Origin of the sequence: Natrinema salaciae (assembly GCF_900110865.1) — an archaeon.
GTDB lineage: Archaea > Halobacteriota > Halobacteria > Halobacteriales > Natrialbaceae > Natrinema > Natrinema salaciae.
On sequence record NZ_FOFD01000006.1, the window covers coordinates 164,686 to 189,683 of the forward strand.

The 24,998-nt window shown below is 67.3% G+C and carries 26 protein-coding genes and 1 pseudogene; 18 read left to right on the top strand and 9 right to left on the bottom strand.

Translation table 11 applies throughout. From position 1 onward, the window contains the following. Positions 1-6: 6 nt before the first annotated feature. Positions 7-1,188 carry an NAD-binding protein gene (locus BMX07_RS19225; protein WP_090621117.1) on the bottom strand — a complete coding sequence of 394 codons (1,182 nt, stop codon included), beginning with the start codon at positions 1,186-1,188 and terminating at the stop codon, positions 7-9. A gap of 159 nt (positions 1,189-1,347) precedes the next feature. Here BMX07_RS19225 and BMX07_RS19230 point away from each other — a divergent pair, with 159 nt between their 5' ends. The 4 genes from BMX07_RS19230 (at position 1,348) to BMX07_RS19245 (ending at position 5,238) form a co-directional block, all read left to right on the top strand. Then, positions 1,348-2,622 (top strand): DUF8167 domain-containing protein, encoded by a 1,275-nt coding sequence (locus BMX07_RS19230; RefSeq protein WP_090621121.1) that lies wholly within the window; start codon positions 1,348-1,350, stop codon positions 2,620-2,622. Next, positions 2,619-3,890, top strand: coding sequence for a TrkA C-terminal domain-containing protein (locus BMX07_RS19235; RefSeq protein WP_090621124.1), 1,272 nt, complete (start codon positions 2,619-2,621; stop codon positions 3,888-3,890). The genes BMX07_RS19230 and BMX07_RS19235 overlap by 4 nt, the downstream gene beginning before the upstream one ends. A gap of 31 nt (positions 3,891-3,921) precedes the next feature. Beyond that, positions 3,922-4,206 carry a ubiquitin-like small modifier protein 1 gene (locus BMX07_RS19240; RefSeq protein WP_090621126.1) on the top strand — a complete coding sequence of 95 codons (285 nt, stop codon included), beginning with the start codon at positions 3,922-3,924 and terminating at the stop codon, positions 4,204-4,206. Positions 4,207-4,302: 96 nt separating this feature from the next. Further along, the gene (locus BMX07_RS19245; protein ID WP_175480215.1) at positions 4,303-5,238 is read left to right on the top strand and encodes a M48 family metallopeptidase; all 936 of its coding nucleotides are present in this window, start codon (positions 4,303-4,305) and stop codon (positions 5,236-5,238) included. Between the two features lie 6 nt (positions 5,239-5,244). Here BMX07_RS19245 and BMX07_RS19250 read toward each other — a convergent pair whose 3' ends face one another. The 3 genes from BMX07_RS19250 to gatD all read right to left on the bottom strand — a co-directional run bounded on the left by BMX07_RS19250 (position 5,245) and on the right by gatD (position 8,119). Continuing rightward, complete coding sequence (locus BMX07_RS19250) at positions 5,245-6,195, bottom strand: GNAT family N-acetyltransferase (RefSeq protein ID WP_090621128.1); 951 nt, start codon at positions 6,193-6,195, stop codon at positions 5,245-5,247. Positions 6,196-6,343: 148 nt separating this feature from the next. Further along, the gene (locus tag BMX07_RS19255; protein ID WP_090621130.1) at positions 6,344-6,748 is read right to left on the bottom strand and encodes an SHOCT domain-containing protein; all 405 of its coding nucleotides are present in this window, start codon (positions 6,746-6,748) and stop codon (positions 6,344-6,346) included. A gap of 117 nt (positions 6,749-6,865) precedes the next feature. Next, a complete protein-coding gene (gene gatD / locus BMX07_RS19260) occupies positions 6,866-8,119 on the bottom strand; it encodes a Glu-tRNA(Gln) amidotransferase subunit GatD (protein WP_090621132.1) in 1,254 nt (417 codons plus the stop codon). Positions 8,120-8,465: 346 nt separating this feature from the next. Here gatD and mfnA point away from each other — a divergent pair, with 346 nt between their 5' ends. The 4 genes from mfnA (at position 8,466) to BMX07_RS19280 (ending at position 13,007) form a co-directional block, all read left to right on the top strand. Further along, positions 8,466-9,560, top strand: coding sequence for a tyrosine decarboxylase MfnA (gene mfnA / locus BMX07_RS19265; protein ID WP_281246983.1), 1,095 nt, complete (start codon positions 8,466-8,468; stop codon positions 9,558-9,560). A 27-nt stretch (positions 9,561-9,587) separates the two neighbouring features. Then, entirely contained in the window at positions 9,588-9,785 is a 198-nt protein-coding gene (locus BMX07_RS19270; RefSeq protein WP_090621137.1) for a hypothetical protein, read from the top strand. Between the two features lie 174 nt (positions 9,786-9,959). Then, entirely contained in the window at positions 9,960-12,077 is a 2,118-nt protein-coding gene (gene metG, locus BMX07_RS19275; RefSeq protein WP_090621410.1) for a methionine--tRNA ligase, read from the top strand. A 165-nt stretch (positions 12,078-12,242) separates the two neighbouring features. Further along, on the top strand, positions 12,243-13,007 hold the full coding sequence (locus BMX07_RS19280) for a potassium channel family protein (protein WP_245742173.1): 765 nt from the start codon (positions 12,243-12,245) through the stop codon (positions 13,005-13,007). Positions 13,008-13,031: 24 nt separating this feature from the next. Here BMX07_RS19280 and BMX07_RS19285 read toward each other — a convergent pair whose 3' ends face one another. Beyond that, positions 13,032-13,319, bottom strand: a complete 288-nt coding sequence (locus BMX07_RS19285; RefSeq protein ID WP_090621139.1) for a GYD domain-containing protein — start codon at positions 13,317-13,319, stop codon at positions 13,032-13,034. A gap of 138 nt (positions 13,320-13,457) precedes the next feature. Between BMX07_RS19285 and BMX07_RS24700 the strand changes: the two genes are divergently transcribed. The 6 genes from BMX07_RS24700 (at position 13,458) to BMX07_RS19310 (ending at position 18,806) form a co-directional block, all read left to right on the top strand. Beyond that, positions 13,458-13,622: a hypothetical protein gene (locus BMX07_RS24700; RefSeq protein ID WP_175480216.1), complete on the top strand. Its 165-nt coding sequence runs from the start codon at positions 13,458-13,460 to the stop codon at positions 13,620-13,622. 184 nt (positions 13,623-13,806) lie between these two features. Continuing rightward, positions 13,807-15,564: a pyruvate kinase gene (gene pyk / locus BMX07_RS19290; RefSeq protein WP_090621141.1), complete on the top strand. Its 1,758-nt coding sequence runs from the start codon at positions 13,807-13,809 to the stop codon at positions 15,562-15,564. Between the two features lie 64 nt (positions 15,565-15,628). After that, positions 15,629-15,991 carry a DUF7312 domain-containing protein gene (locus BMX07_RS19295; RefSeq protein ID WP_090621143.1) on the top strand — a complete coding sequence of 121 codons (363 nt, stop codon included), beginning with the start codon at positions 15,629-15,631 and terminating at the stop codon, positions 15,989-15,991. A gap of 103 nt (positions 15,992-16,094) precedes the next feature. After that, complete coding sequence (locus BMX07_RS19300; protein ID WP_090621145.1) at positions 16,095-16,700, top strand: NfeD family protein; 606 nt, start codon at positions 16,095-16,097, stop codon at positions 16,698-16,700. 70 nt (positions 16,701-16,770) lie between these two features. Continuing rightward, a complete protein-coding gene (locus tag BMX07_RS19305; protein WP_090621148.1) occupies positions 16,771-17,958 on the top strand; it encodes an SPFH domain-containing protein in 1,188 nt (395 codons plus the stop codon). Between the two features lie 230 nt (positions 17,959-18,188). Next, positions 18,189-18,806 (top strand): winged helix-turn-helix transcriptional regulator, encoded by a 618-nt coding sequence (locus BMX07_RS19310; protein ID WP_090621150.1) that lies wholly within the window; start codon positions 18,189-18,191, stop codon positions 18,804-18,806. A gap of 130 nt (positions 18,807-18,936) precedes the next feature. On the opposite strand, the pseudogene BMX07_RS19315 reads toward BMX07_RS19310, so the two are convergent. The 3 genes and pseudogenes from BMX07_RS19315 to yjjX all read right to left on the bottom strand — a co-directional run. Next, a pseudogene (locus BMX07_RS19315) lies at positions 18,937-19,533 on the bottom strand (HAD family hydrolase); the annotation flags it as partial. A gap of 114 nt (positions 19,534-19,647) precedes the next feature. Beyond that, positions 19,648-19,869 (bottom strand): DUF7123 family protein, encoded by a 222-nt coding sequence (locus BMX07_RS19320; protein ID WP_090621152.1) that lies wholly within the window; start codon positions 19,867-19,869, stop codon positions 19,648-19,650. 252 nt (positions 19,870-20,121) lie between these two features. Beyond that, positions 20,122-20,646 carry an inosine/xanthosine triphosphatase gene (gene yjjX / locus BMX07_RS19325; RefSeq protein ID WP_090621154.1) on the bottom strand — a complete coding sequence of 175 codons (525 nt, stop codon included), beginning with the start codon at positions 20,644-20,646 and terminating at the stop codon, positions 20,122-20,124. A gap of 242 nt (positions 20,647-20,888) precedes the next feature. Here yjjX and BMX07_RS19330 point away from each other — a divergent pair, with 242 nt between their 5' ends. The 4 genes from BMX07_RS19330 (at position 20,889) to BMX07_RS24705 (ending at position 23,443) form a co-directional block, all read left to right on the top strand. Then, on the top strand, positions 20,889-21,869 hold the full coding sequence (locus BMX07_RS19330) for a transcription initiation factor IIB (protein ID WP_090621156.1): 981 nt from the start codon (positions 20,889-20,891) through the stop codon (positions 21,867-21,869). A gap of 57 nt (positions 21,870-21,926) precedes the next feature. Continuing rightward, a complete protein-coding gene (locus tag BMX07_RS19335; RefSeq protein WP_090621159.1) occupies positions 21,927-22,601 on the top strand; it encodes a type I 3-dehydroquinate dehydratase in 675 nt (224 codons plus the stop codon). Between the two features lie 60 nt (positions 22,602-22,661). After that, positions 22,662-23,099, top strand: a complete 438-nt coding sequence (locus tag BMX07_RS19340; RefSeq protein WP_090621161.1) for a zinc ribbon domain-containing protein — start codon at positions 22,662-22,664, stop codon at positions 23,097-23,099. A gap of 182 nt (positions 23,100-23,281) precedes the next feature. After that, positions 23,282-23,443, top strand: a complete 162-nt coding sequence (locus tag BMX07_RS24705) for a DUF7331 family protein (protein ID WP_175480217.1) — start codon at positions 23,282-23,284, stop codon at positions 23,441-23,443. Between the two features lie 116 nt (positions 23,444-23,559). On the opposite strand, the gene BMX07_RS19350 is transcribed toward BMX07_RS24705, so the two are convergent. Continuing rightward, entirely contained in the window at positions 23,560-24,816 is a 1,257-nt protein-coding gene (locus BMX07_RS19350) for an NADH dehydrogenase subunit (RefSeq protein ID WP_090621165.1), read from the bottom strand. Between the last annotated feature and the right edge of the window lie 182 nt (positions 24,817-24,998).

Here is a 24,998-nt window from a genome sequence, read left to right on the forward strand (position 1 = left end):
GGCGCGCTAGCGCTCGAGAATGCGATCGATCAGCCCGCTCTCGTCGCTGCCGAGCGCCGACCGCACGAGCAGGTGGCCGCCGAGCATCGAGGGGCTGATCACGGCGTTCGCGCCGGCGCGCTCGAGTTTCTTCGTGTTTTCGCGGTCGGTCGCGGCGGCGACGATGCGGGTGTTCGGTGCGAGTTCGCGGGCGGTGAGGACGGTCAGCGCGTCCTCGGCGTCGTGGTTCGTGGCGACGAGGATGGCGGCCGCGCGGTCGATCTTCGCGCGACGGAGCGGTTCCTCGTCGCTGGGGTCCCCGGTGACGACCGAGATCCCCCGTTGGGAGAGGTTCGCCGCGACCTCGCGGTCGCTGGTGACGACGACGAACCCCCGACCGGTGTCCGCGAGTTCGTCGACGATCGGTTCCGTCAGTTCGCCGTAACCGAGCACGAGGATGTGCTCGTCCAAGAGTTGGAGCTGTGATTCGGTCATCTTTCCGAGTGTCTTCGAGATACGGTCCTGAATGAGCGGGCCGACCAGGGCCCCGATAGCGATACCGAAACTGGCCACGCCGAGGACGAGGACGGACATGGTAAACAGCATTCCCTCGAGCGACTCCTGGTTCGGGGTCACGTCGCCGTAGCCGACCGTACTCGAGGTGATCAGCGTGAAGTAGAAGGCGTCGAGGATGTTGTTGATACCCTCGAAGTGGTCCCGCAGGGCGTAGCCACCGATGGTACCGTACAGTTGGACGCCGACCAGTGCCGCCCCGGCCGCGATCTGTGTCGTCGTTAGCGAGAGCGGTTTGTCGAATCGGCTGCGGGTCAACAGGAGGGCCGGAATCGACACGATGGAGAGGACGACGAGCGGAAACGAGTACTGACTCGACTGGAGGAATCCCTGTGCCGCAGTCATCGGCAGCAACAGCAGCGTCGCCCACCACCCGGCCCGGAGCCCGCGTCGGAGGGCGAGGGCACTGCCGACCATCATGAATCCGGTAAGTGCTCCGGTGAACGCGGCGGCGCTTTGAATCGCTTCGGGAACGTACCCGTGGAGCGGTCCTGGATTCGGGGTCCAGATGTTGATGACTGCAGTGGCGACCGAGAGCAGCGCGACGAGCAGGACGAGGACCACGGTTGCGCGCGTTGTCAGCACTCGCCGCCAGTTGTCCGGGAGTCGCGCTCGAACCGACCGGTCGCCGACCATACACACCGCTCGGCGGCGGTGTTAGTTAAACGTCTCCGTCTCCCGTCGAGCCGGCGCGACGCACTCACACCGCATCGGCCGCCGCCTCGAGGACGACCGACCACCACCCTCGTCGATCGTGTCGGTGCTAATTTAACGGTTCCAGCCCACCGACACACAATGCAATCGCTTCCGGTCGACCTGCTGGTCGAAGTGCTGCTCGGCCTGTATCTCGGCCTCCTGACCGGCATCGTCCCCGCGTTCGTCGCCGGCTCGCTGGGCTTTCTCGTCCGGTATTTCACCGGCGTCACGCTGCCCGGGTTCGGTGTGGTCGTCCTCGCGCTGTCGATCGCCAGCGTCCAGGGCGGGTTGCTCGGGCTCGTCGAACCGACCATCACCCAGTCGCCGCGACTGTTGGTCGCCGTGCTGGTCGTCCTCATGCTCGCACTTTACGCCCACAACCAGGGCGACAAGCTCGGGTCCGAACTCCCGCGCCGGCTCTCGTTGACCCGCCTCCGCCAGCGCACGCTCTCGGCCGACGTCGTCGAACTCGTCGGCTCGGTCGGGCAGGTCTCCGTCCGTCCGACCGGCGAGATCCGTGACATGGAGGGCTACCCGCCGCTGTCGGCCGATCTCAGGCGGGATCTCAAGGCCGGATCCTGGCGGCTCCCCGCGGACATCCCGCTCTCGGAACTCGAGTCCCGACTCGAGGAGCGCCTCCGAACGGACCACGACCTCGCGGACGTCGACGTCGCGATCGACCAGCGGGGGCGGGCGACGATCGTCGCGGCACCGCCGTCCGGCGCGCTCTCGCGACGGGTGCCGACGGGCCAGCGCGCCGTCTCGGTGACGACGCTCGTCCCGACGGGGCTCGCTCGCGGAGACGACGTGACGGTTCGGGACGGCGACCGGTCGATCGCCGGAACGGTGCTGAGCGCCCGGACGGCGGTCGACGACGAACACACCGCGAGCGCCGTCCCCGACGAATCGGCCGCCGACGTCGCGACTGACGGCGGCGACGCCGCATCCGCGATGGCCGACGCGAAACCGAGCGCGGCGACCGCCGGCGGACAGGGTCGCGTCACCATCGCCGTCGCCCGACGAGACGTGAGCGCCGTCCTCGAGGCCGAGTCGCCGCGGCTCGTCGTTCGATCCCGCGGGACGAGCCGCGAGTTCGAGGCGTTCGCGCTGGTCAAACGCGAGGGGTACGCCATCCACCGGTTCACGGTCGGCGCGACCGGGCCGGACGACGAGACGAGCGAACTCGACGACCCCGCTTCGGCGGCGGACGTGACGATCCTCGCGGTGCGACGGCAGGGCAGCGAGACGGGGGGCCGCCGCCACGGCTGGGTGTTCGGTCCCGGCATCGAACGGCGGCTCGAGCCCGGCGACGAGGCGTTCGTGGCCGGCCCGGAGCGTGTGACCGAGGCGTTCGTGGAGGAGATCGCGCGATGACCGCGTCGGTGGTCGTCGCCCAGCTGATCTCGTCCGAGACCCTGCTGAACGCGCTCGTTGGGATCCTCGGCTTCGCGCTGCTCGCTGGCGGGGCCGGAGCCGGCGTCGCGTTCGTCTACCGGTGGTACAGCGCCGACGAAATCCCCGAGGGCGTCGCGGTCCTGTTCGGCGTCGCGATGGTCGCGCTCTGGCTGAACACCCAGACGGCGTTGCAGCAGGCGATCAGCGACGAGACGACGCTGACCGATCCGGCTACCGCGGTCTCTACCGTCGGGACGTTCGCCGCCAGTGCGATCGCTGCCGACGCCGGGCGGCGGCTGGGCGACTTCCTCGCTCGGGACGTGTTCATGGTCGCGACGCCGCGGACGATCACCGAGGTCACGCAGCTCGTGCGCGCGGCCGGCCGCGTCGTCACGGTCGAACTACCCGACGAGATCGGCGACGTCGACGGCTACGACGCCGTCGACGAGTCGGTGAAAGCCGAACTCGCGGGGCAGACGTTGCTCTTCCCGCGGCGGCTCACCGTCGACGAACTGCGCGAGCGACTGGTCGCCCGCCTCGAGCGCGATTTCGGGATCGGCCACGTCGACGTCGACCTCGAGGCGGACGGAACGGTCGCGTACATCGCGGTCGGGAGCCGGCAGGCGGGCATCGGGCCGACGCTCGCGCCGGGGACCGTCGCCGTCGCGTTCTCGGGCGATCCCGCGGCCGACGCCAGTCCGGGCGACGCGGTCCGGATCTGGACGCGCGACGAGGGGGCGACCGTCCGGATCGCCGGCGGCGAACTCCGCGCGACCGCCGACGACGTCGTGACCGTCGCCCTCGACGCCGACGACGCGCGCGACCTCGAACCCGATCGCGACTACCGACTGGTGACGCTCCCGGGCAGTCCAGACTCCGAGCGAGAGCTCGTTTCCCTGCTCCGGGCGGCCGACGAGACGGTGACCTCCGTCTCCGTCGGGCCGGACGATCCGCTCGCGGACGTCCGGATCGACGCGCTGCCGGTCCTGGTCGTGGCGCTCAAGCGCGCGGCCGACGCCGAAGACCACCTGCCGCTCCCGGCGGGCGACGTTCGACTCGCGGCCGGCGACGTCGCCTACGTCCTCGGGCGGCCGGCGGCGCTGCGGCGAGTCACCGAGCGGACGCTGGATCGGCGGGCGGACCCGAGTCGAGCGGGAGACCGAGCGCCGGCCGAGGGCGGACCCGAGGGTCCCGAGGGACCGGAGTCGGACCGCGACCCCGAGCCCGAACGGCCACGGGAGCGGTAGCTACTTGCCGCCGGCACCGATAGCGCCACGTATGGCCACGGAGTGGAAACTGTTCGCGGACCTCGCCGAACGCGCTGGCGACAAACACGTGACCGTCGACGCCGCCGCCGGCGACACCGTCGGCGACGCTCTCGAGGAACTCGTCGCGGACCGTCCCGACCTCGAGGGTCGCGTGCTCGAGGGCGACGGCGACCTTCGATCGCAGATCAACGTGTTGCGCAACGGAACGAACGTGCTGGTCGAAGAGGAGGGGCTGGAGACGGAACTCGAGGAAGGCGACGAGTTGGCGCTGTTCCCGCCGGTTAGCGGCGGATAGCGACGGAAATGTGAACGCGCCGCGCGATGGCTGAAGTCGGTCGGCCGGCGCTATCCTATCGGAATTGTTAACTCTTTTCGGCCGAACCGTGACCTCGTGCGGCTCCGATCTACTATCGGGCTCGCGGGACGCGCAGTCGGTGCCGGTGTAATCGGTCTCGGGACGCTCGTCGGGCTCGGACTGGCGCTCGCGGCGATCGGCGGCGTCTGTTTCGCCGCGTTCGGGGTCATCGTGGCCGACCAGGTGATCGATCCCGGTTTCGGGACGCTCGCCGTCGGATTCGCTGCGGGGACGATCCTCTCGTTCGGCGTGTGGATGGCCGGCGTTCGAAAAGCGATCCGCAGCAGCCGACGGGAACTCCTTCGGAACACCGAGCCGATCGACCTGGACGAAAACGGCCGCATCGGGGCCGCGACCCGCAGAACCGCGGCCACGTTCGGTCTGCCGATGCCGAAACTGCGACACCACCCCGCGAGCACGCCGATCGCGTGCACCACGTCGTACGACGGCGAGCCGATCGTCGTCGTCTCCGACGGACTCCTCGAGACGCTCTCCGACGCGGAACTCGAGGCCGTCGTCGCCCACGAGCTCGCTCACCTCTCGAACGGCGACCACCGGTTGATGACGTGGATGCTCGTCCCACTGGTCGCGTCGGAGGAGTTCTACGAGATGATGCACGAGGAAGACGAGTTCGATCCGCGCGTCCTCCCCTGGCTGGCGATCGGCCGGCTGCTGATCGGCAGTTCGGCACTCGGCGTCGGGCTGTTTTCCCGGGGCCGAGAGTTTGCAGCCGACCGCGCTGCCGTCGCCGCCACCGGCGACCCCGCCGCGCTCGCGGCGGCCCTCGAGCGACTCGATTCCTCGGCGGGCGGCCGACCGCCCGAAGACCTCCGGAAACACGCCCGTTCCCTCGACGCGATGTCCGTGCTCCCGACGCTGGACCCGGAGTGTGACGGCGGCGGCGGCCTCTTCGCGACCCATCCCGCCACGGAGCGGCGACTCGAGCGGTTGCGACGGCTGGCGGCGGCGTAGGATCGGTCAGTGTCCCGTCAGATCGATCCCCAGCACGAAGTCCGGCTCCTCGGAAATGTCGACGCCGGCGTAGGGGGCGTCGGTGACGTGTCGGGGTGTTTCGGGAATCAGGACGCGCGTCTCGTCGGCACCGCAGTCGGCGGCGTCTCGAGCGATCGCGGCGAACAGCGACCGCGCGGCGTCGACGTCCGCCCACGCGCCGATGCCGTACTCGGCCCACGTCTCGGTCGTCGCGTCGTCGGCCGCGGCGTCGGCACCGTCGGGATCGTCGACTGCCCTGTCGTACGTTCGCGATCGATAGGCCGTCCCCGCGAGTCCGTCGTCGCGCTCGACGGCGAACACGGCCGTTTCGTCGGCCAGCCGCTCGAAATCGCTTCTCGTGAGTTCCCTGGCTGCCCACGACTCCTCGGGTGCGAGCCCAAGTCCGCTCAGCCGGTCGCGAGCGTCGCTGTGGGTCCAGTACCGCCACGCGGTCGCCGGATCGCTCGAGACCCGAGACGGTCCCTCGGCGTCCGGATCGGGCTCCGGATGGGCGAACCGAAACTCGGTGATCGGTTCGTAGCCGCTGGCTCGTGCGGCGCCGAACGAGGCCGCGTTCCACGAGAAGATCATCACGCGACCGATCGTCGCCCCCTGTTCGCGGGCCCACTCGAACGTGGCCTCGTTCAGCCGATGGCTCACGCCCCGCCGCCGGTAGTCGGCCGCGACGCGCATCCCCTGGAACCAGGCCTCGTCCGGCGAGAGCATGACGCCCTGCACGATCCCCGCGGCCTCGCCGTCGACGTCCGCGAGGAAGGTTTTCTTCCCCTGACCGGGCTCGTCCTCGAGCCAGTCGTGGTAGATCCGGGGGATGTAGTCGCCGCCTCGGTCGGGCCAGATGCCGCCCGTGAACTCGGTGACGGCGTCGTAATCGTCGTGGGTTGCGCGGCGGATCTCGAGGTCGGAATCGGATGACATCGTCTTCGGACGACCTCACATACTCGGCCCGGTGGAAAAGGACTACCCCTTCACGAGCGGACCGAACCGCCGCTCGCGGAGCGACCGCCGTTCACGGCTGGAAGACCGACGGCGGTACCAACGCGGCGATGTGGCGACGCACCGACGGTTACTCGAGGAGTCGGCTCTCGCCCGCCGTGGACCGATCCTCCTCGTCGCTCTCGAGCAGTCGATCGAGGCGGTGGTGGAACTCCTCGTCACCGATCTCGCCCTCCGCGTACCGCCGTTGGAGCGTCTCGACCGGGTCTTCGACGGACACGTCGTCGGTCCGCTCTCCGGTCGGACTGGCCCGGGAGGCGGCGGTTGCCTGTCGAACGACTCCGCGTGTGAGCTGTCCGGCCACGGTGAGCGTCGCGATACCGATCGCGGAGAGGAGGATCCCCGCGGCAGCGTTCCCGGATAGCCCGACGAGTCCAAGCACCAGCGTCGGAACGCCGATCAGCGAGGCGACGATCGCAACGGCGGTCCGCCCGGCGGGATGCTCCGGCGCGTATCGGTGAACCAATTCGTCCATCGGTCGTGTAGTCTCACTGTCAATCAAAAAAAGTCCGGGACGCCGTTCGTCCGTCGCGGGATCTCCCGAGGGCGTGTCCTCTCGACCCGTCGTTCCGACAGCCGAACCGGTCGTCGCTCACTCCCAGGGAACCGACCGCTCCTGAATCTCGCCGGCCAGCGAGGTCTCCATCGCCTCCTCGACGTCGTCCGCGTTCTCGAGCGCCCACATCAACTTGACCGTCGCCGTCCCCGGCAGCGTGTCGCCGCCCTCGATAACGCCGGCCTCGAGCAGGTCGCGACCGGTGTCGTAGACCCGGTCGCAGACCCGTCCCTCGAGACACTGGCTCGTCATGACGACCGTCGTGCCGCCGTCGATCAACTCCTCGAGCCGCGGGATGAGGTCGGTGTGGACGTGGCCGAGACCGGTGCCCTCGATGACGAGCCCTGCAGCGCCTTCGACGACGTCGAGGAACGCGGGGTCCATTCCGGGCGTGAACTTGAGGAGTTCGACGCCGCTCTCGAGGGCGGGTTCGATGGCGAGGTCGACGGCACCGCGCTCCCGATACTCGCGGCGGAACTCGACGGCTTCGGTCTCGTAGTCGACTTCGCCGAGCGGCTTCGCGCCGACGGTCTCGAACGCGTCCCGGCGCGAAGTGTGGTTCTTCCGCACGCGCGTGCCGCGGTGGAGCGCGCAGACGTCGTCCGACTCGGAGGCGTGCATACAGACCAGAACCTCAGCGCAGTCGCTCTTCGCGGCCTCGACGGCAGAGACGGCGTTCATCACGTTGTCCGACGACGGCCGGTCGGCCGAGCGCTGCGAGCCGGTGAAGACGACCGGGACCGGCGTCTCGAGCATGAACGAGAGCGCCGAGGCGGAGTACTGCATCGTGTCGGTGCCGTGCATGACGACGACGCCGTCGGCACCGGCTTCGATCTCCTCCCGGACTGCCTCGGCGAGGTCCTGCCAGATCGGCGGCTCCATGTTCTCCGACAGGATGTTCGCGACGACGCGACCGCGGTAGTTTGCGCGGCCCGCGAGGTCGGGAACGGCGCGCAGGACGTCCTCGGCGTCGAACTGCGCCGTCACCGCGCCGGTGCGGTAGTCGACCGTCGAGGCGATGGTCCCGCCGGTCGAGATCAGCGAAACCGTCGGCAGGTCGTCGTCGAACTCGATCTCCGAGCCCGCGTCGTCGGCCCCCGTCGAATCGGTGCCGTCGATCTCGTAGACGTCCTCGGCGAGGACCGACACGGCGGCTTCCTCGCGGTCGACGCCGACGTTGTAGCCGCCCTCGAGTTTTACCACGAGCTGGTCGTCGGTGCTCGAGGGGAGCAACACGCCTTCGTACGTGCGGTCCGCGCGCTCGACGCGGACGCGGTCGCCTGGGTTCATGCGTGGGCGTTGCGCGGCGGCGGACTTGAAGGCACGCTTTCCGCGATGGGGTCGCGGGGTCCGGCGTCGGAACGCCGCCGAGACGGCTGTCGGTCGATCGGTGCCGGCGAGCGGTCCGATACCGACCTGCTCGAGGGTCGACCCGCCGTCGGGACCAGGCTGCTCGACCCGAGGCCGGAACTCGTCTCGGGAGGGCCGTGGTCGAGCAGGACGACCGTGACCCGCCAGCTCGTCCGGCCTGTGTCGCCTCTATCGGCCGTTTCGCGGCCGCTCGAGGCTGCTCACGGATCGAGGGGTGGGACCGGAAGCGTCAATAAACACAACTCATAAATCGACGACGCGTTACATACGTGATATGCAATCGGAGCCGCAAGCGTTCGATCGGGTTCTCTCGTCGATGTGTACGGACCCTCACCCGGCGGCGCGCGACGCGGCGGAGCGGTTTCTCGCGACGAACCCCGGTGACCCCGGCACGTATCCGACCGTCGCGACGCTCGAGGACGACGCCATCGAGCAGTTGGGCGAGATCGCGGGCCTCGACGATCCGGCGGGGTACATCACCAGCGGCGGCACGGAGGCGAACATCCAGGCCGTCCGGATCGCCCGCGAGCGGGCGGGGACCCGAACGCCGAACGTCGTCATGCCCGAGTCCGGCCACTTCAGTTTCCGGAAGGCCGCCGACCTGCTCGGCGTCGAACTCCGGGTCGTTCCGACCGACGACGACCACCGCACGGCGCTCGAGGCCGTCCGCGCGTCCGTCGACGACGACACCGCCGCGGTGATCGGCGTCGCGGGAACGACCGAATACGGCCGCGTCGACCCGATCCCCGAACTCGGCGAGATCGCTCGATCCGTCGATGCGCTGCTCCACGTCGACGCCGCGTGGGGCGGCTTCGTCCTCCCGTTTACCGACTACGACTGGCAGTTCGCCCACGCGCCCGTCGACACGATGACGATCGACCCCCACAAGATGGGGCAGGCCGCGGTTCCATCCGGCGGGCTCCTCGTCCGGTCGCCCGACCTGCTCGACGCGCTCGCCGTCGATACGCCCTACCTCGAGTCGACCGCCCAGGCGACCCTGACCGGAACCCGATCGGGTGCGGGCGTCGCCAGCGCCGTCGCCGCGATGGACGAACTGTGGCCGGACGGGTACCGCCGGCAGTACGTCCGCTCGCAGAACAACGCCGACTGGCTGGCCGACGCCCTCGAGAAACGCGGGTACGAGGTCGCCGACCCCACGCTGCCGCTGGTCGCGGCCGACGTCCCGCGGTCGACGTTCGACGCGCTGCGGGCGAAGGGGTGGCGGATCTCGCGGACCGGGACCGGCGAGTTGCGGATCGTCTGTATGCCCCACGTCACCCGCGAGATGCTGGCCTCCTTCGTCGGCGATTTAGATCGGCTCGAGGTGCGCGCGAGCGTGCCGGTCGCGAGCGACGATTGAGCGCGTCACTCGAGCGGTTCGAGCGAGGTGTCCGTCACCGCGGACGGAAACGACGGCCGAACGTTCGTCGAAACGTACCGCCGTATCGAAACCGATGCCGAGGACGAGCGCCGCCTCGAACTGACGAAAGCCGACGAGCGTGTCGAGCGCTTCGATCCGGCGCTCCGAGAGCGGTTCGATCAAGCGGTCGAACTCGCCCTGCGAAACGACGGATACGCGGTCTGATCGCCGTTTCGTTCCCCTCGAGAGCGTCGTGGCCGTCGGCGGTGGGTTTCGCGTCGAGAATCGGCGCGAGCGACGACCAACCCGTGGCCGGTCGATCGAACCGCACCGTTTCCGCCGGCGGGTCCGGCGATCGAAACCGGCGGGTTTTACGCCCGTGAGCGCAACGTGACGAGCATGAGCCACGACGACTTCCCGACGGAGAATCCCGCCGTCGTGACCTGCGGGTTGCCGTACGCGAACGGGGACCTGCACATCGGTCACCTGCGGGGATACATCGGTGCAGACGCGTTCAACCGCGCGCTCCAGACGCTGGGCCAGGAGTCGGTCTACGTCTGCGGTTCGGACATGCACGGCACGCCGGTCGCCGTCAACGCCGAGCAGGAGGGTGTCGATCCCGAAGACTTCGCCCTCGAGTGGCACGAACAGTACGAGGAGACGTTCCCGCAGTTCAACGTCGACTTCGACAACTACGGCCACACCCACGACGAGACCAACACCGAACTGACCCAGGAGATCGTCCGGACGCTGGACGACGAGGGGTACATCTACGAGAAGGAGATCCAGGTCGCCTACGATCCCGAGGCCGACCAGTACCTCCCTGACCGCTACGTCGAGGGGACCTGCCCGTACTGCGGCGCGAAGGCCCGCGGCGACGAGTGCGACGAGGGCTGCCAGCGCCACCTCGAGCCGGGCGAGGTCGAGGACCCGACGAGCACGATCACGGGCAACCCCGCCGAGTACCGCGAGCGGACCCACAAGTTCTTCGAGGTCTCCGAGTTCGCCGACTTCCTCACCGACTTTTTGGACGGGCTCGAGGGGACTTCGAACGCGCGCAACCAGCCCCGGCAGTGGATCGAGGACGGCCTGCAGGACTGGTGTATCACGCGGGACATGGACTGGGGGATCGACTACCCCGACGGCGGAGACGCCGACGGTGACGACCTCGTCCTCTACGTCTGGGTCGACGCGCCGATCGAGTACATCGCGAGCTCGAAGCAGTACTCCGAGCGCGTCGGTACCGACGAGTTCGACTGGGAGCAGGTCTGGAAGGGCGACGGCGAAATTATGCACGTCATCGGCCGGGACATCATCCAGCACCACACGATCTTCTGGCCGGCGATGCTCGAGGGCGCGGGCTACAACAAACCGCGCGGGATCGCCGCGACCGGCTTCATCACGATCAACGGCAAGGGGCTCTCGACCAGCCGGAACCGCGCGATCTGGGCGAAGGAGTACCTCGAAGAAGGGTTCCACCCCGACCTGCTGCGATACTACCTGACGACGACCGGCGGCCTGCAACAGGACGTCGACTTCTCCTGGGACGCCTTCCAGGAGAAGGTCAACGGCGAACTCGTCGGCACCGTCGGCAACTTCTGGTACCGCTCGCTGCTGTTCGCCTACCGCAACTACGAGGGGACGCCGGACGCCGACGTCTCCGAAGCGGTCCGCGAGCGCATCGAGGGTGCCATCGGCGACGTCCGCGAGAGCGTCAACGACTACTCCATGCGCGGGGTCGGCCAGGCCGCCACGCAACTGGCCCAGTTCGGCAACGAGTACATCCAGCGCAACGAACCCTGGAAGCTCACCGACGACGACCCCGAGGCGGCCGCACAGGTCATCCGGGACTGCGTCCAGATCGCCAAGGCCGTCGGCGTCCTGCTCGAGCCGATCGCCCCCGACAAGGCCCAGGCGCTGTGGGAGCAACTCGGCGAGGACGGCGCGGTCGCGGACGCACACCTCGAGGACGCGCTCGAGGCTCCGCCCCGGGACTTCGAGGAACCGGGCGAACTCTTCGAGAAGATCGAAGACGAGCGGGTCGACGAACTCACGGCGAAGCTCGAAGACCGCGTCGCGTCGGCCGCGGACGACGGCGATGGAGACACAGCGGAGGCGAACGAAACCGAAACCCACGACACCGACGCGGGCGAATCCGAGGGTATGGTAGACACGGACGACCTCGAGCCGCTGACCGAGGACCGGATCGGCTTCGACGACTTCCAGGACCTGGACATTCGCGTCGGCCGGATCGAGACGGCCGACGGGATCGAGGGCGCGGACGACCTCGCGCGCCTCGAGGTCGACATCGGCTTCGAGACGCGCCAGATCGTCGCGGGGATCAAACAGCTGCACGACCTCGACGAACTGCCGGGGACGAAGTGCGTCCTGCTCGCGAACATGGAGCCTGCGGAGTTGTTCGGCGTCGAATCCAACGGGATGATCCTCGCCGCGGGCGAGGAGGCCGACCTGCTGACGACCCACGGCGACGCGGCCCTCGGCGAGAAGATCAAGTAGGCGTCCCGTAACGAGCCGGGAGCGGGACCAACTTCTTTAACACGAACGTTTGTTTCTATTGGCTGTAAGTGGGCTATCGGGGACTGGAACTGCGTATACCAGTCCAAATATGCATTAAAAATCCTCTCAAATAGATATTTGTAACTCCTCTACGAACCGCCTCGTGTGTTCCCCGATACCACCCCACACCTCGATGATCGGCCTGTTCTGCGCCGGACGCTGGCACCGATCGGCGTCTTCGTCGCGATCGTCGTCGCGGGAATTGCGGGCTTTGCGGCGCTCGGGAACGTCGGCCTCGTGGAGGCGGCGTTCTGGCTGGTCGATCTCACGAGCGTCGATCTCCACTTTCAGGAGCACGCCGGTCCCGAGCGGGCGACCAAGGCCTACGCTATTCTGGTGACGGCCGGGCTCGTTCTGTCGGGACTGTGGATCGGTGAGACGGTCGTCACCGAGGTGTTCGGGGGGCGGATTCCGACGGCGGTCTCACGAGCAACAATGCAACGACAAATCGACACCACTGACGGGCACGTCATCGTTTGCGGCTACGGAATGTTCGGACGAACGGTCGCCAACCGGCTCGCGGAGGCGGGTCGGACGGTCGTCGTCGTCGAAATAAACGGCGATAACGCAACGCGCGCTCGAGAGGACGGGCACCTGCTCGTCGAGGGCGACGCCAGACGGGAGCAGGTGTTGCGGACCGCCGGGGTCGACCGGGCGACGAAACTCGTCGCCGCGATCGACGACTCGAACGTCAACATCCAGATCGCGATCGTCAGCGGGACGGCCGCGTCGACGACCGAAATTCTCGTTCGGGTCGGCGACGAGATGTACGAATCGGTCGCGAAGGAGGCCGGCGCCGACGAGGTCGTCATTCCCGAAGTCGTCAGCGGCGAACGCGTCACCCGGCTGCTCGAGCGGCCGGCGGACTGACTCGACCCGACGACCGCGTGCCGTTCAGATTTCGTCGACGACGTTCGAGAAGTCGTTCGTGTCGACGATCTCCATGGTCTTGCCCTCGAGACCGTGTCGGTGGAGGGTCAGCGCCGACTTGAACGCCGCCTCGTTGTCCGCGGTCTCGAAGATGACGAGGAAGTCGTGCTCGCCGAGGGCGGCGTAGGAGTCGTGGAGATCCGCGCCGTGTTCCTCGAACTCCGTTCGGATGTCGCCCCAGATCGACGCGAGTTCCTGTGCGTTCTGGATGTCCTGATCGGCGAAGTCGACGAGCGTGGCGTAAGTGGGCATGTCGGAGCGGAGGGCCGATCCGCGGAAAACGGTTGGCGTGGCAAGCGACGGGACCGCGGCCGACGAGCCGAAACGCGGGGGAAACACGCCGATCCGTCCCCTCTAGGTATATGTGACTCACCTATTGAGTAGCAATTAATGTCCGAGACACTCGGTCTCAAACTGATCGCGTTCGGCTTTCAGCTCACCGTTATCGGCGGCATCCTCGAGATTCCGATACCGTTCATCGTGGTCGGCGTACTGCTTTCGCTGCTCGGATTCCTCCGTGATCGACTCCGTCAACTGGAGACCACGACGGCATAACTCGATCGGAAACGACCCGGGCGGATTCGACGGATCGTCTCCGGAGCGAGACGCTGCGTCGGTCGATTCGTCCGCAGAAACGGCCCTCGTAGCGCGTGTGGCGCTGGTGTGTTCCGGGTAGCAAGAAGTACTCGGACGCGAGTAAGTGACCATCTTTTAGGCAGTGCTACTGTTAGTTCGTGCCATGAGAAACGCGAAAATCGTCTGTACGCTGGGGCCGGCCTCGAGCGATCGGGAGACGATCCGGGAGCTCGCAGACGCCGGAATGTCCGTCGCGCGGTTGAACGCGAGCCACGGCACCCGCGAGGACCGCGCGGCGCTGATCGACCGGGTCCGAGCGATCGACGAGGAGCGAACGGCACCCGTCGCCGTCATGCTCGACACGAAGGGGCCGGAGATCCGGACCGCGCCGCTGCCCGACGGCGAGACGGTATCCCTCGAGACCGGCTCCGAGGTCCGGTTCGTCGAGGGTGAGGAGGCGACGCCGGAGACGGTCGGGCTCTCGGTATCGATCGACGCCGCCGAGCCGGGCGACCGCATCCTGCTCGACGACGGGCTGATCGAAACGACCGTCCTCGGCCACGAGGACGACGCGGTTCGGGCGCGAGTCGACACCGGCGGCGAACTGAGCGGTCGCAAGGGGGTCAACGTCCCCGGCGTCGAACTCGGGCTCGACGTCGTCACCGAGAAGGACCGCCTCGACCTCGAACTGGCCGCGGAGAAGGGGGTCGATTTCGTCGCGGCGAGTTTCGTCCGGGACGCCGCGGACGTCTACGAAGTGAGCGAGGTGCTCGAGGAAGCGGGCGCGGACATCCCGATCGTCGCGAAGATCGAACGCGCCGGCGCGGTGGAGAACATGGACGAGATCATCGACGCCGCCTACGGCGTGATGGTCGCGCGCGGCGACCTCGGCGTGGAGTGTCCGATGGAGGACGTCCCGATGATTCAAAAGCGGATCATCCGCAACTGTCGCGATGCGGGTCGCCCGGTCATCACGGCGACGGAGATGCTCGACTCGATGGTCCACGCCCGTCGACCGACGCGCGCGGAGGCCTCGGACGTCGCCAACGCGGTCCTCGACGGCACCGACGCGGTCATGCTATCGGCCGAGACCGCCGTCGGCGATCACCCCATCGAGGTCGTCGACGCGATGGACAGCATCGTCCGCGAGGTCGAAGGCTCGGCGGAGCACGCCGAGGTGCTCGAGCAGCGCGTCCCCGCCTCTGGTGAGGCGCGGACGGACGCGCTGGCCCGGTCGGCGCGGTTTCTGGCGCGGGACATCGGTGCGGATGCGGTCGTCGCGGCGACCGAATCCGGGTACACGGCGCTGAAGACGGCGAAGTACCGCCCCGGCGTGCCCGTCGTCGCCTCGACCCCGAGCCGGGCGGTTCGCCGCCAGCTTGCGCTGACGTGGGGTGTGACGCCGCTGTACGCCTCCGTGTCGGACCAGGGCGCGGACGCCGTCGTCGAGAAGGCGGTTCAGGCGGCCCTGAACGCCGGCGTCGCCGAGAGCGGGGACACCGTCGTCGTCCTCTGTGGCATGATGACCGATCTCGAGGGGGCGAACACGACGAATATGCTGAAGGTCCACGTCGCGGCCGACGCGCTGACGACGGGTCAGGTCGTCGTCGAGGGCCGGGCGACCGGTCCCGTCGTCCACGTTCCGGACGGCAACCTCTCGGACGTGCCCGACGGAGCCGTCGTCGCCTTGCCCGCCGACTTCGACGAGGAGTTCGCCGGCGACACGACTCGGATCGGCGGCATCGTCAACGCCGAACGCGGGATGACCGGCTATCCGGCGATGGTCGCGCGCGAACTGGGCGTTCCGATGATCAGCGATGCGGACATCTCGGGCCTCGTCGAGGGGGACATCGTTACCATCGACGCCGAACGCGGCGTCGTCTACGGCGGCGATATCGGGGACCGGACCGACCGGCTCTGACCGGCCGCGAACGCGACGGCGATCGGACCGCGGGTTTTTGACGACGGACGCATTACATGAGCGTATGGCAGACGATCCGTCCGGGAACGACGACGCCACCGACGATCGATGGGGCGACCCGTCGGCGGAACCGGACGTCGGAACGGCGGCCGACTCGAACGAGGGGCCGGACATCGCCGATCGGACCGACCGACCGAGCGGCGACGGGCGTTCGGACGGCGACGAGCACGCTCGCATTCCGCTCGATCTCTCCGGCTCGAGCGACGAATCCGACGAGGACGCGGCCGCGGACGAGTACGGCCCCGAGGCCAGCTCGACGCCGATCGAGCCCGGCGATCCGGACCTCGAGAACGCGCTGTTCGTGATCCTGGGTGCGCTCGCGATGGTGTTCGTGATCGCCAGACTCGTGATGATTCCGCTGGGATGAGCCACCCCGACGACCGACGGTATCGCGAGGAATCGATCGGCTCGATAAAACCACTCCACCACCGCGGTAAACATTTAATCGGGCTGAGACCCAACCATCACATATGGTCGAATCCCTCGTGGGGAACGTGCCGCTTTTGCTGTTAGTCGTGGGACTCGTGTTGATGGTTCTCGAAGCGATCTCACCCGGGGCCCACCTCATCGTCATCGGGATCGCACTGGTCGGTGCGGGTCTCGTCGGCGTCCTGTTTCCGCCCGCGGCGGGCCCCTTCGTGCTGGCTGCGCTGACGTTACTCATCGGACTCGCCGCCGCGTACGTCTACCACGAGTTCGACTTCTACGGCGGGAAAGGGACGGCTCAGACGACAGATTCCGACTCGCTGTCCGGTGCGACGGGCTACGTCACCGAGACCGTCACGACCCGTAGCGGCGAGGTCAAACTCGACGAGGGCGGGTTCGCTCCCTACTACAGCGCGCGGACGACCGACGGAACGATTGAAGAGGGTGAAGAGATCATCGTCATCGACCCCGGCGGCGGGAACGTGCTCACGGTCGAATCCCTCGGTGCGATCGGCGAGGACGAAATCGATCGCGCGCTCGCACGCGACGACGCGGCGTCCGATCGGACCGAGCGGGAAGCCGCCGACGGCACCGGTGACGGGTCGATCACCGGGACCGATCCCGAGACGGAAACCGAGACGTCGGGCTAGACAGTGTCTCCCATAAAAGTGTTGGCGAAATAAGGGAACGCTTTTCTCCCCGCCGCCGTAAGGCCGAAATATGGTGCTCGAACTGTTCCCAATGCAAACCGTCGGTAGTGCCTTGCTGATCGTCGGTGCGCTCGCCCTCGTCGTCGTCATCGCCGCGCTGCTCAGCGCGATCGAGATCGTCGACGCCTACGAGAAACGCGCCCTGACCGTCTTCGGGGAGTACCGCAAACTCCTCGAGCCGGGGATCAACTTCGTCCCGCCGTTCGTTTCGAACACGTACGCGTTCGACATGCGAACCCAGACGCTGGACGTTCCCCGACAGGAAGCGATCACCCGCGACAACTCGCCGGTGACCGCCGACGCCGTCGTCTACATCAAGGTGATGGACGCCAAGAAGGCGTTCCTGCAGGTCGACGACTACAAGCGGGCCGTCTCGAACCTCGCACAGACCACGCTACGTGCCGTCCTGGGTGACATGGAACTCGACGACACGTTGAACAAACGCCAGGAGATCAACGCCCGCATCCGCACCGAACTCGACGAACCCACCGACGAGTGGGGAATTCGCGTCGAGAGCGTCGAGGTCCGCGAGGTCAACCCCTCGAAAGACGTCCAGCGCGCGATGGAGCAACAGACCTCCGCCGAGCGGAAACGCCGCGCCATGATCCTCGAGGCGCAGGGTGAACGCCGCAGCGCCGTCGAGAAGGCGGAAGGTGACAAGCAGAGCGAGATCATCCGCGCACAGGGTGAAAAGCAGAGCCAGATCCTGGAAGCGCAGGGTGACGCGATCTCGACCGTCCTGCGTGCGCGCTCCGCCGAGTCGATGGGCGAACGCGCCGTCATCGACAAGGGGATGGAGACGCTGGCCGACATCGGACAGGGCGAGTCGACGACGTTCGTCCTTCCGCAGGAGCTCTCCTCGCTGGTCGGTCGCTACGGCAAGCACCTCTCGGGCAGCGACGTCAAGGAGAACGGCCACGAACTCGAGAGCCGCGAGTTCGACGACGAGACGCGCGAACTGATCGGCCTCGACGACATCGCCGAGATCATCGGCGAGATCGATCAGGAGGCGGATATGGACGTCGAAGCGATGGAGCAGGAAGCGCAGGCTATCAAGGAAGGGAAGGACCCGGCGAACATCTCCGACCCGGACGAGGTCATCGAAGAGATGGATCAGGACTTCCAGGGCCAGACCGACGGCGGAACGGACGCCCCGGCCGACGAGCCGTCGACCGACGAGCCGTCGACCGACGACTGACGACTGCCGACTGATGGACCGCAGGTAGCCGACGATCCGGTCGGACCGGCTCGACCTCGTTTTTCCGGTCGGCTGCGTCGTCGCCGTCGGTCGAAGGCGCTGGATACGCTGACTCGCCCGGTTTCCCGCCATCTACCGCCACGTATCGGATACCTACCCGGTAATCTTCGATGAACAAAGTGGAGCGAAACCTGTTTTACGGGTCGCACCCTTGGATACGGTAGGTAGAAATGACATCACCCGATGGGGTCGACGACGAAAAGCGAGCGACCCTGCGCCGATTCGCCGCCCTCGGTGCCGCTTCCCCGCTGGTCGGACGCTCGGATTCAGCGGCGGCTGACACGGGTGAAAGCGACGCACGCGACGCGATCGCGGGCTATCTCTCGACGACCCCCGGCGCGCACTTCTCCAAGATCCGCGACGACCTGCAACTCGGGACCGGCGAGACCCAACATCACCTGCGCCGGCTCGAGGAACTCGACGCCATCGAGCGCTATCGTGACGGCGATTACAAGCGGTTCGTCACGGCCGGCCGGTTCGACGAGTTCGAGAAACGAGCCCTCGGATACCTCCGGCGCGAGACGCCACGCGGCATGCTGATCGAACTCCTCCTGAATGCGGACGCCACCGCCGGCGATCTCGCGACCGCGCTCGACGTCTCCCCGCCGACGGTGAGCAAGTACGCCGGCGAACTCGAGGAGGCCGGACTGCTCTCCCGAGACGACGGCTACGCGGTCGAACGCCCGGAGACGGTGCTGGTCCTGGTCGTCCGCCACGCGGACTCGTTCGGCGACCGGGCGCGGACGCTCGCCCGCGACGCGGACCAATTCCTCGAGTACCAGGGCTAACGGCTAACAGCTGCTTACCTGGCGAGCAAAACCGGTAAGAACTGATTACGACGCGGTTACGTGCGCTTCGGTTCTCCCGAATCGGCCGACTCGAGCAGCGACGGCAACTCGGACAGCGACTCGATTTCGGCGGTCGCTCGCGGTCGCGGTTGTGCGGGCGGCGGAGGAAGGCGGTCTCGAGGCCGGCTGCGCGGCCGGCCGTCACGTCCGTGACCGAATCGCCGACGTAGAGTCCACTCGTGACGCCGAGTTCGTCGAGCGCGTCCTCGATGTAGTAGGGGTCGGGCTTGCGCCGCTCGTACCCCTCGAACGTCGGGTCTCGCCCGCGGACGACGTCGAAGTCGAGTTCGTAGTAGTCGGCGACGAACGCGGCAGTCTCGTGGCGGTTGTTCGTGACGAGTCCGATCGTCGTCCGCTCGCCGAGGTCACGAATCGCGTCGATATCGTCGTAGGTCCCGCGCTCGCCCGACCGAAGGCGATCGTGGGTCCTTCTCGAGGCGTCCGTCTCTTTGCGCTCCCAGAACCGCGCGGGATCGATGCCGAGGTCCCGGCAGTGTTCCCTGATCCGTTCGCGGTCGTGCGTCCTGAACTCGCGACGCTGCGACGGCGAGGGGGCCGCTCCCAGGTCGGCGAGGGCGGCGTCGGCGGCGTCGGCGTACACCTGCGGATCGGTCCGGGGACCCTCGAGGACGACTCCGTCCATATCGAACAGCACTGGCGGCGTCATTCGTCGGGAGTAGGGACGGACGGGTAAAGAGGATTCGTCGCGCCCGTCGCTCGTCGGCCGTGCGTGACGATCGGTAAAACGGCGAGACGCAACGGCGCTGTCGACGCGCTGGTACTAGACGTCCACTTTCCAGGTGGTACTCGAGGAGTAACCCCATTTTTCGATGTCGATGTCGTAGTCGCCCTCCTGAAGCGCGGTGATGTTCGAGCCGACCTCTTTGGCCGTCATGCCGAGCTCTTTGCCGATGAGCCGGGATTTGAAGTACGTCTTCGTCGCCGCGTTGTTCCGGAGGTACTCCAGAATCCGCTGTTGTTTGCTCGTGAGGTCGGGGGCCATTGCAGTGCTCATACACGACCGGATGACAGGAACGCCCTTAGGGGGTTTGGTACGCGCGGTTAACCCGCCGCCTTCCGCCGATTTCGTCTGCGGGTAATCGATGAATAATCGGCTGGAAACGTTTCGTTGGTACGTCCGGTTAATACATCCTCCGTTTGGACTGTCGTTTGTTCGTGATGGTTTCCGGCCGACGGGCCAGGCCGCGGACTCGAGCGGAGCCGATCGGGGTCGGTCGATCGGCGCGACTACCAGCTACGCGTCGACGTCGTAATACGCTGTTACGAACGGGCCGAACGAACAGGCAACCGCCTCGCCGAGCGCTCGCGTTCGATCCGTCAACCCGTCCGTGAGCACGCCCGCAGCGCCCTCGGCTTCGGCGATATTCTCGGTCCCCAGCAGGTCGTCCATTACCGGGCCGAGTTCCGCCCCGTCCGCGACGCGCTCGGCGACGCGGTCGGGGAGCCGAATCGTCGGTCCGCTCCCTCGTTCCGTCCGCTCGCCGTCCGTGACCGCGCCCCACATGATCAAGGACAGTCCCGGGGACTGGTCGAGTCGCGCGACGCCGCCCTCGAGGCCGACGCCGTAGTCGGCGTCGGTCGCCGCGAGCGCTCGCTCGGCGCGGTTCTTCGCACCGGTGACGGTCTCCCCGACCGACCGCGGCTGTTCGCTCACGCCGGACTCGACGTCGACGGCGGTCACCGTCGGCTCGTATCGCTCGAGCGTTCGCTCGACGGCGTCGATCTTCACCGGATTCGTGCTGCCGATTGCGAGTTTCATACCGGGCGTTCGAACGGGCCGCAGTTGGAGCCTCCGTTTCGGCCGCGTCCCGGCCGGCGCTCGACGCCTTCTCCTCAGCTTCAATGTTTCTATCTATCATGCTCTTTCTCCCGAATTACCCGTTTTCGCGGGATGTAGGACCGAGATTCCGAAACCCTTATGCCTCGAGTCTCTGAACGTGGGAGGTAACGGATCCGTCCGGGCTTTTGCGATCGGTTCGGCCGGGCAGCAATCGCCATCGTATGACTAACGCACCATCGAACACGAGAGTACGGCGTAGCGAAGAAGAAACGAACGAGCGGGAGACCGAAAGCGAGGAACAGGACCTGCTCTGTCCCGAGTGTACCGGCCAACTCGTCGTCGACGACGAACACGGCGAGACCGTCTGCGAGGACTGCGGGCTCGTCGTCGAGGAGGACTCCGTCGACCGCGGCCCCGAGTGGCGCGCGTTCGACGCCGCCGAGAAGAACGAGAAGTCCCGCGTGGGCGCGCCCACGACGAACACGATGCACGACAAGGGACTCTCGACGAACATCGACTGGCGCAACAAGGACGCCTACGGGAACTCCCTCGGTTCCCGACAGCGCGAGAAGATGCAGCGCCTGCGCAAGTGGAACGAGCGCTTCCGCACCCGCGACTCCAAGGAGCGCAACCTGAAACAGGCGCTGGGCGAGATCGACCGGATGGCCTCCGCGCTGGGTCTGCCGACGAACGTCCGCGAGACGGCCAGCGTCATCTACCGCCGTGCGCTCGACGAGGATCTCCTGCCGGGCCGCTCGATCGAAGGCGTCTCGACGGCCTGCGTCTACGCCGCCGCCCGCCAGGCCGGCGTCCCGCGGAGTCTCGACGAGATCGCCGACGTCTCCCGCGTCGAGAAAAACGAGATCGCCCGCACCTACCGCTACGTGGTCCGCGAACTCGGACTCGAGGTCCAGCCGGCCGACCCCGAGAGCTACGTCCCCCGCTTCGCTTCGGGTCTCGAGCTCTCCGACGAGGCCGAGCACCGCGCGCGCTCGCTCCTCCAGAACGCCAAGGAGAAGGGCGTGCACAGCGGCAAGTCGCCGGTCGGCCTCGCCGCGGCAGCGGTGTACGCCGCCGCCCTGCTGACCAACGAGAAGACCACGCAGGCCGCCGTCTCCGACGTCGCCGACATCTCCGAAGTGACGATCCGGAACCGCTACCACGAGCTCCTCGAGGCCGAGGAGACCATCGGGATGGCGTAACGCCGGAACTCGCCGGAACGATACCGTTTTTGCCGTTCTCGTTCGCATTGACTAGCGATGGGACTACGTTTCGACTCGTTCGTGCTCGCAGCGGCGACCGCCGATCTCTCGGACGAACCCGCGGCCCGCGAACACGCCGACGCGATCGAATTTCGAATGGACCTGGCCGACGAGCCGCTGGCAGCGCTCGAGGCGTACGACGGCGACCTGCCGATTCTCGCGACGAATCGAGCCGACTGGGAGGGCGGTGACGCGGACGACGACGGCCGGCTCGAGGCGTTGTCCGCGGCGACCGCCGTCGAGAGCGTCGACGCGATCGATATCGAACTCGAGTCGATTCTGGACGGTGCGGCCGCGGGGCTGCTCGAGACGGCCCGCGACCGCGGCGTCTCGATCGTCGCGTCGACACACGACTTCGAGGGGACGCCGCCCCGGAAAGAGATGGTGCGGACGCTGACGGAAGCAGGGAAGTACGCGGACGTGGCGAAGCTGGCAGTGACAGCGGAATCGAAGGCGGACACGCTCGCGTTGCTGTCCGCGACGGAGCAGCTGACGGCCCACGGCGATTCCGTCGCGACGATGGCGATGGGCGAAGTCGGGAGTCACACCCGAGCGGTGGCTCCCGTGTACGGGTCGAAAATCGGGTACGCTCCCGTGGATCCCGACGAGGCGACTGCGCCGGGGCAGTACGACCTCGAGACGCTCGCGAAACTCGTGGCCCGTCTCACGTGACCTGAAAACAATCGAAATCGGAATGTTAAGGGCAGGGGTCCCCTACCATCCACATAGACAATGACATGGCTCCGTGCGCTTCTCGCCGCCGGCCTGTCGGTGATCATGCCCGGTGCGGGACACGTTCTCGTCCGTGACTGGCTCCGGGCCGTCCTGTTCGCCGGTCTCTTCCTCTCGGCGAGTGCCCTCTTTCTCCCGTTGGACCAGCTCGCGGCCGCCGGTGCGATAACCAGCTACGACGAGGTCCGCGAGCAGGCGACGATCATGGCGGAGGGAACCGACGCGGTGGCGCAGTTCTTCCTCTCGTTTATCGCCCTGTTCGCCGCGATCGACGCGACGTTCCGCGCGCTCGGCTACCCGTCCGGCGGAACCGACGACGCGGCGGGGGCGACCTGTCCCGAGTGCGGGAAGGAAATCGACGAGGACCTCGCGTTCTGTCACTGGTGTACGACGCGGCTCGAGCCCGAGGGGGCCGACGAAGAACCGATACACTCCTAGACGCGCGACGGGCGACCACCGCTATGGTTCGTTCCCGTTGCCGCTCGGTGCCGTCGAGTGTCGCGGGATCGTCGTCGGAATATAACCACACTAGTAGTGATTCAACGGTGCCCTTATCCCCGTTCGTCGGATACCGAGGCCACCCTCGTCGGTCGCGGATGCGGTCGGCGGAAGTGATTCGAATGCGAACGGACAGAATTCAACGCGACGAACGGATCGTCACGACGGACCTCGACATCGAGCAGTACGTGAGCTACGCGGACGGCGACGGAACGATTATCGCTGACCGACGGAACCCGTCCGCGTGGGTTCGCTCGACGGACGTCCGACCGTGCGTCCGCTAGTCTGCGGAGCCGCCACCCGAATCGAGCGCGGTTTCTCACCCGGAGACGGACCGAACCGGCGTGCCGGCCCACACGAGGCCGGTCGCGTCGCGAGTGCCGACCGCCGAACGGCGACGTCAGCGACAGTCGCGACAGACGAATTCGCCGGGATCCTCGGTCTCGAGTTCCGGCTCCGGGAGGTACCGGCCGCACTCGGTACACCAGGTCCAGTAGATGCGGTGCGGGTCGGCCGCGTCCGCGGCGTCGGCGCCGACCGCTCCCGTCGCCGCGTCGTCGATCCGTTCGATCGTGATGGACCGCTCGTCGACGCCGGTGACCGTCCCGTCGATCGGGGCGTGCTGGGCGACGCTGGTACCGTCGGCCGGCCGGGCGATCATCTCGCCCGACTCGATCTCGTCGCCCGACCGAACGATCGGTTCGCTCGGCGTTACCACCCCCTCGAAGTCGGGGTTCGTGATCAGCGGCACCTCGACGCGGTCCGGTGCGAGCGTCGCCGTCGGCTCCGTCTCGTGGTTCGAGTGCTTCCACGCCGCCGACGAGAGGACGTTGATCCGGCCGCCGCTCCCGAGACGGTTCTCGTCGACGACCGATTCCTCCATCACGAGCAGACAGTTGGTGCGCTTGCGAACGCCGAACGTCTCCGCCGACTGATCGATCTCGAAACACCACCCCGGTCCGCCGTCCAGGAGGATCTCGTTTTCGCCGATACCCTCGGATCGACCCGCCGCCTCGAGGAGTGCCGTCGCGGGCGTCCCGATCGGGACCTCGAGAAACCGGTGGGTCGGGACGCGGCCGTCGACGTGGACGAACTTCTCGGTCGTCGGCTCGTCGTCGACGAGCGCGCGGTAGACGTTGGACAGCGTCTCCGTGTTCTGAACGACCCAGCCGTGATCCATCGGCAACTCCTCGCCCTGCATGACGACGTCCGCGACGATCCGCATGAGAACGGTCTCCATGCCGTACTCGTACTTGTCCGCCGTGTAGGCGACGACGAGTCCCGTCTCGTCGCCGTCGATCGGGAGTTCGGTCGGCTCGTAGACAGTCGCGTCGGTCGCGGTCTCGAAGGTATTCAGCCACTCGTCTCGGTCGGTCCACTTGGCACTGATGACGATCCGGTCGAACGCGCGGTCGAGCAGTCCGTCGAACAGCGCCGCCAACTCGTCGGTCCGCTCTCGGATCAGCCACTTGTCCATGTAGTAGTTCGGCTCGCTCTCCTGTTGGTTCACCAGCAACGAGTCGACCTCCTCGAGGCGTTCCCACTTGGCGTAGGTCGGGAACCCGGCTCCGCCCGCCCCCGCCAGCCCGGCGTTGCGCAGCGTCACCGCGAACTCCGGCGGTTCGACCGCTCGGACTTTCTCTCGAGTTACGCTCATGGTACGATTGGTGCCACGGTAGCAATCACCATAGATTTTGGCCGCTTTCGGGCCAAAATAATGAAAAAGTTGAATTTTAATCCCGATATCGGTGTACGAATACGGGACTGATCACGGAGCAGAGAACCGATTTCCGCCGTTCGACCGACCGGGGAGCTGGCCGTGTGGTATGATCACAATTC

What these genes read in the sequence shown, in the direction of transcription:
- BMX07_RS19225 (WP_090621117.1), bottom strand. Translation starts at nt 1,188, where the DNA reads ATGGTCGGCGACCGGTCGGTTCGAGCGCGACTCCCGGACAACTGGCGG.
- BMX07_RS19230 (WP_090621121.1), top strand. Translation starts at nt 1,348, where the DNA reads ATGCAATCGCTTCCGGTCGACCTGCTGGTCGAAGTGCTGCTCGGCCTG.
- BMX07_RS19235 (WP_090621124.1), top strand. Translation starts at nt 2,619, where the DNA reads ATGACCGCGTCGGTGGTCGTCGCCCAGCTGATCTCGTCCGAGACCCTG.
- BMX07_RS19240 (WP_090621126.1), top strand. Translation starts at nt 3,922, where the DNA reads ATGGCCACGGAGTGGAAACTGTTCGCGGACCTCGCCGAACGCGCTGGC.
- BMX07_RS19250 (WP_090621128.1), bottom strand. Translation starts at nt 6,195, where the DNA reads ATGTCATCCGATTCCGACCTCGAGATCCGCCGCGCAACCCACGACGAT.
- BMX07_RS19255 (WP_090621130.1), bottom strand. Translation starts at nt 6,748, where the DNA reads ATGGACGAATTGGTTCACCGATACGCGCCGGAGCATCCCGCCGGGCGG.
- gatD (WP_090621132.1), bottom strand. Translation starts at nt 8,119, where the DNA reads ATGAACCCAGGCGACCGCGTCCGCGTCGAGCGCGCGGACCGCACGTAC.
- metG (WP_090621410.1), top strand. Translation starts at nt 9,960, where the DNA reads ATGAGCCACGACGACTTCCCGACGGAGAATCCCGCCGTCGTGACCTGC.
- BMX07_RS19285 (WP_090621139.1), bottom strand. Translation starts at nt 13,319, where the DNA reads ATGCCCACTTACGCCACGCTCGTCGACTTCGCCGATCAGGACATCCAG.
- BMX07_RS24700 (WP_175480216.1), top strand. Translation starts at nt 13,458, where the DNA reads ATGTCCGAGACACTCGGTCTCAAACTGATCGCGTTCGGCTTTCAGCTC.
- pyk (WP_090621141.1), top strand. Translation starts at nt 13,807, where the DNA reads ATGAGAAACGCGAAAATCGTCTGTACGCTGGGGCCGGCCTCGAGCGAT.
- BMX07_RS19295 (WP_090621143.1), top strand. Translation starts at nt 15,629, where the DNA reads ATGGCAGACGATCCGTCCGGGAACGACGACGCCACCGACGATCGATGG.
- BMX07_RS19300 (WP_090621145.1), top strand. Translation starts at nt 16,095, where the DNA reads ATGGTCGAATCCCTCGTGGGGAACGTGCCGCTTTTGCTGTTAGTCGTG.
- BMX07_RS19305 (WP_090621148.1), top strand. Translation starts at nt 16,771, where the DNA reads ATGGTGCTCGAACTGTTCCCAATGCAAACCGTCGGTAGTGCCTTGCTG.
- BMX07_RS19310 (WP_090621150.1), top strand. Translation starts at nt 18,189, where the DNA reads ATGACATCACCCGATGGGGTCGACGACGAAAAGCGAGCGACCCTGCGC.
- BMX07_RS19320 (WP_090621152.1), bottom strand. Translation starts at nt 19,869, where the DNA reads ATGGCCCCCGACCTCACGAGCAAACAACAGCGGATTCTGGAGTACCTC.
- yjjX (WP_090621154.1), bottom strand. Translation starts at nt 20,646, where the DNA reads ATGAAACTCGCAATCGGCAGCACGAATCCGGTGAAGATCGACGCCGTC.
- BMX07_RS19330 (WP_090621156.1), top strand. Translation starts at nt 20,889, where the DNA reads ATGACTAACGCACCATCGAACACGAGAGTACGGCGTAGCGAAGAAGAA.
- BMX07_RS19335 (WP_090621159.1), top strand. Translation starts at nt 21,927, where the DNA reads ATGGGACTACGTTTCGACTCGTTCGTGCTCGCAGCGGCGACCGCCGAT.
- BMX07_RS19340 (WP_090621161.1), top strand. Translation starts at nt 22,662, where the DNA reads ATGACATGGCTCCGTGCGCTTCTCGCCGCCGGCCTGTCGGTGATCATG.
- BMX07_RS24705 (WP_175480217.1), top strand. Translation starts at nt 23,282, where the DNA reads ATGCGAACGGACAGAATTCAACGCGACGAACGGATCGTCACGACGGAC.
- BMX07_RS19350 (WP_090621165.1), bottom strand. Translation starts at nt 24,816, where the DNA reads ATGAGCGTAACTCGAGAGAAAGTCCGAGCGGTCGAACCGCCGGAGTTC.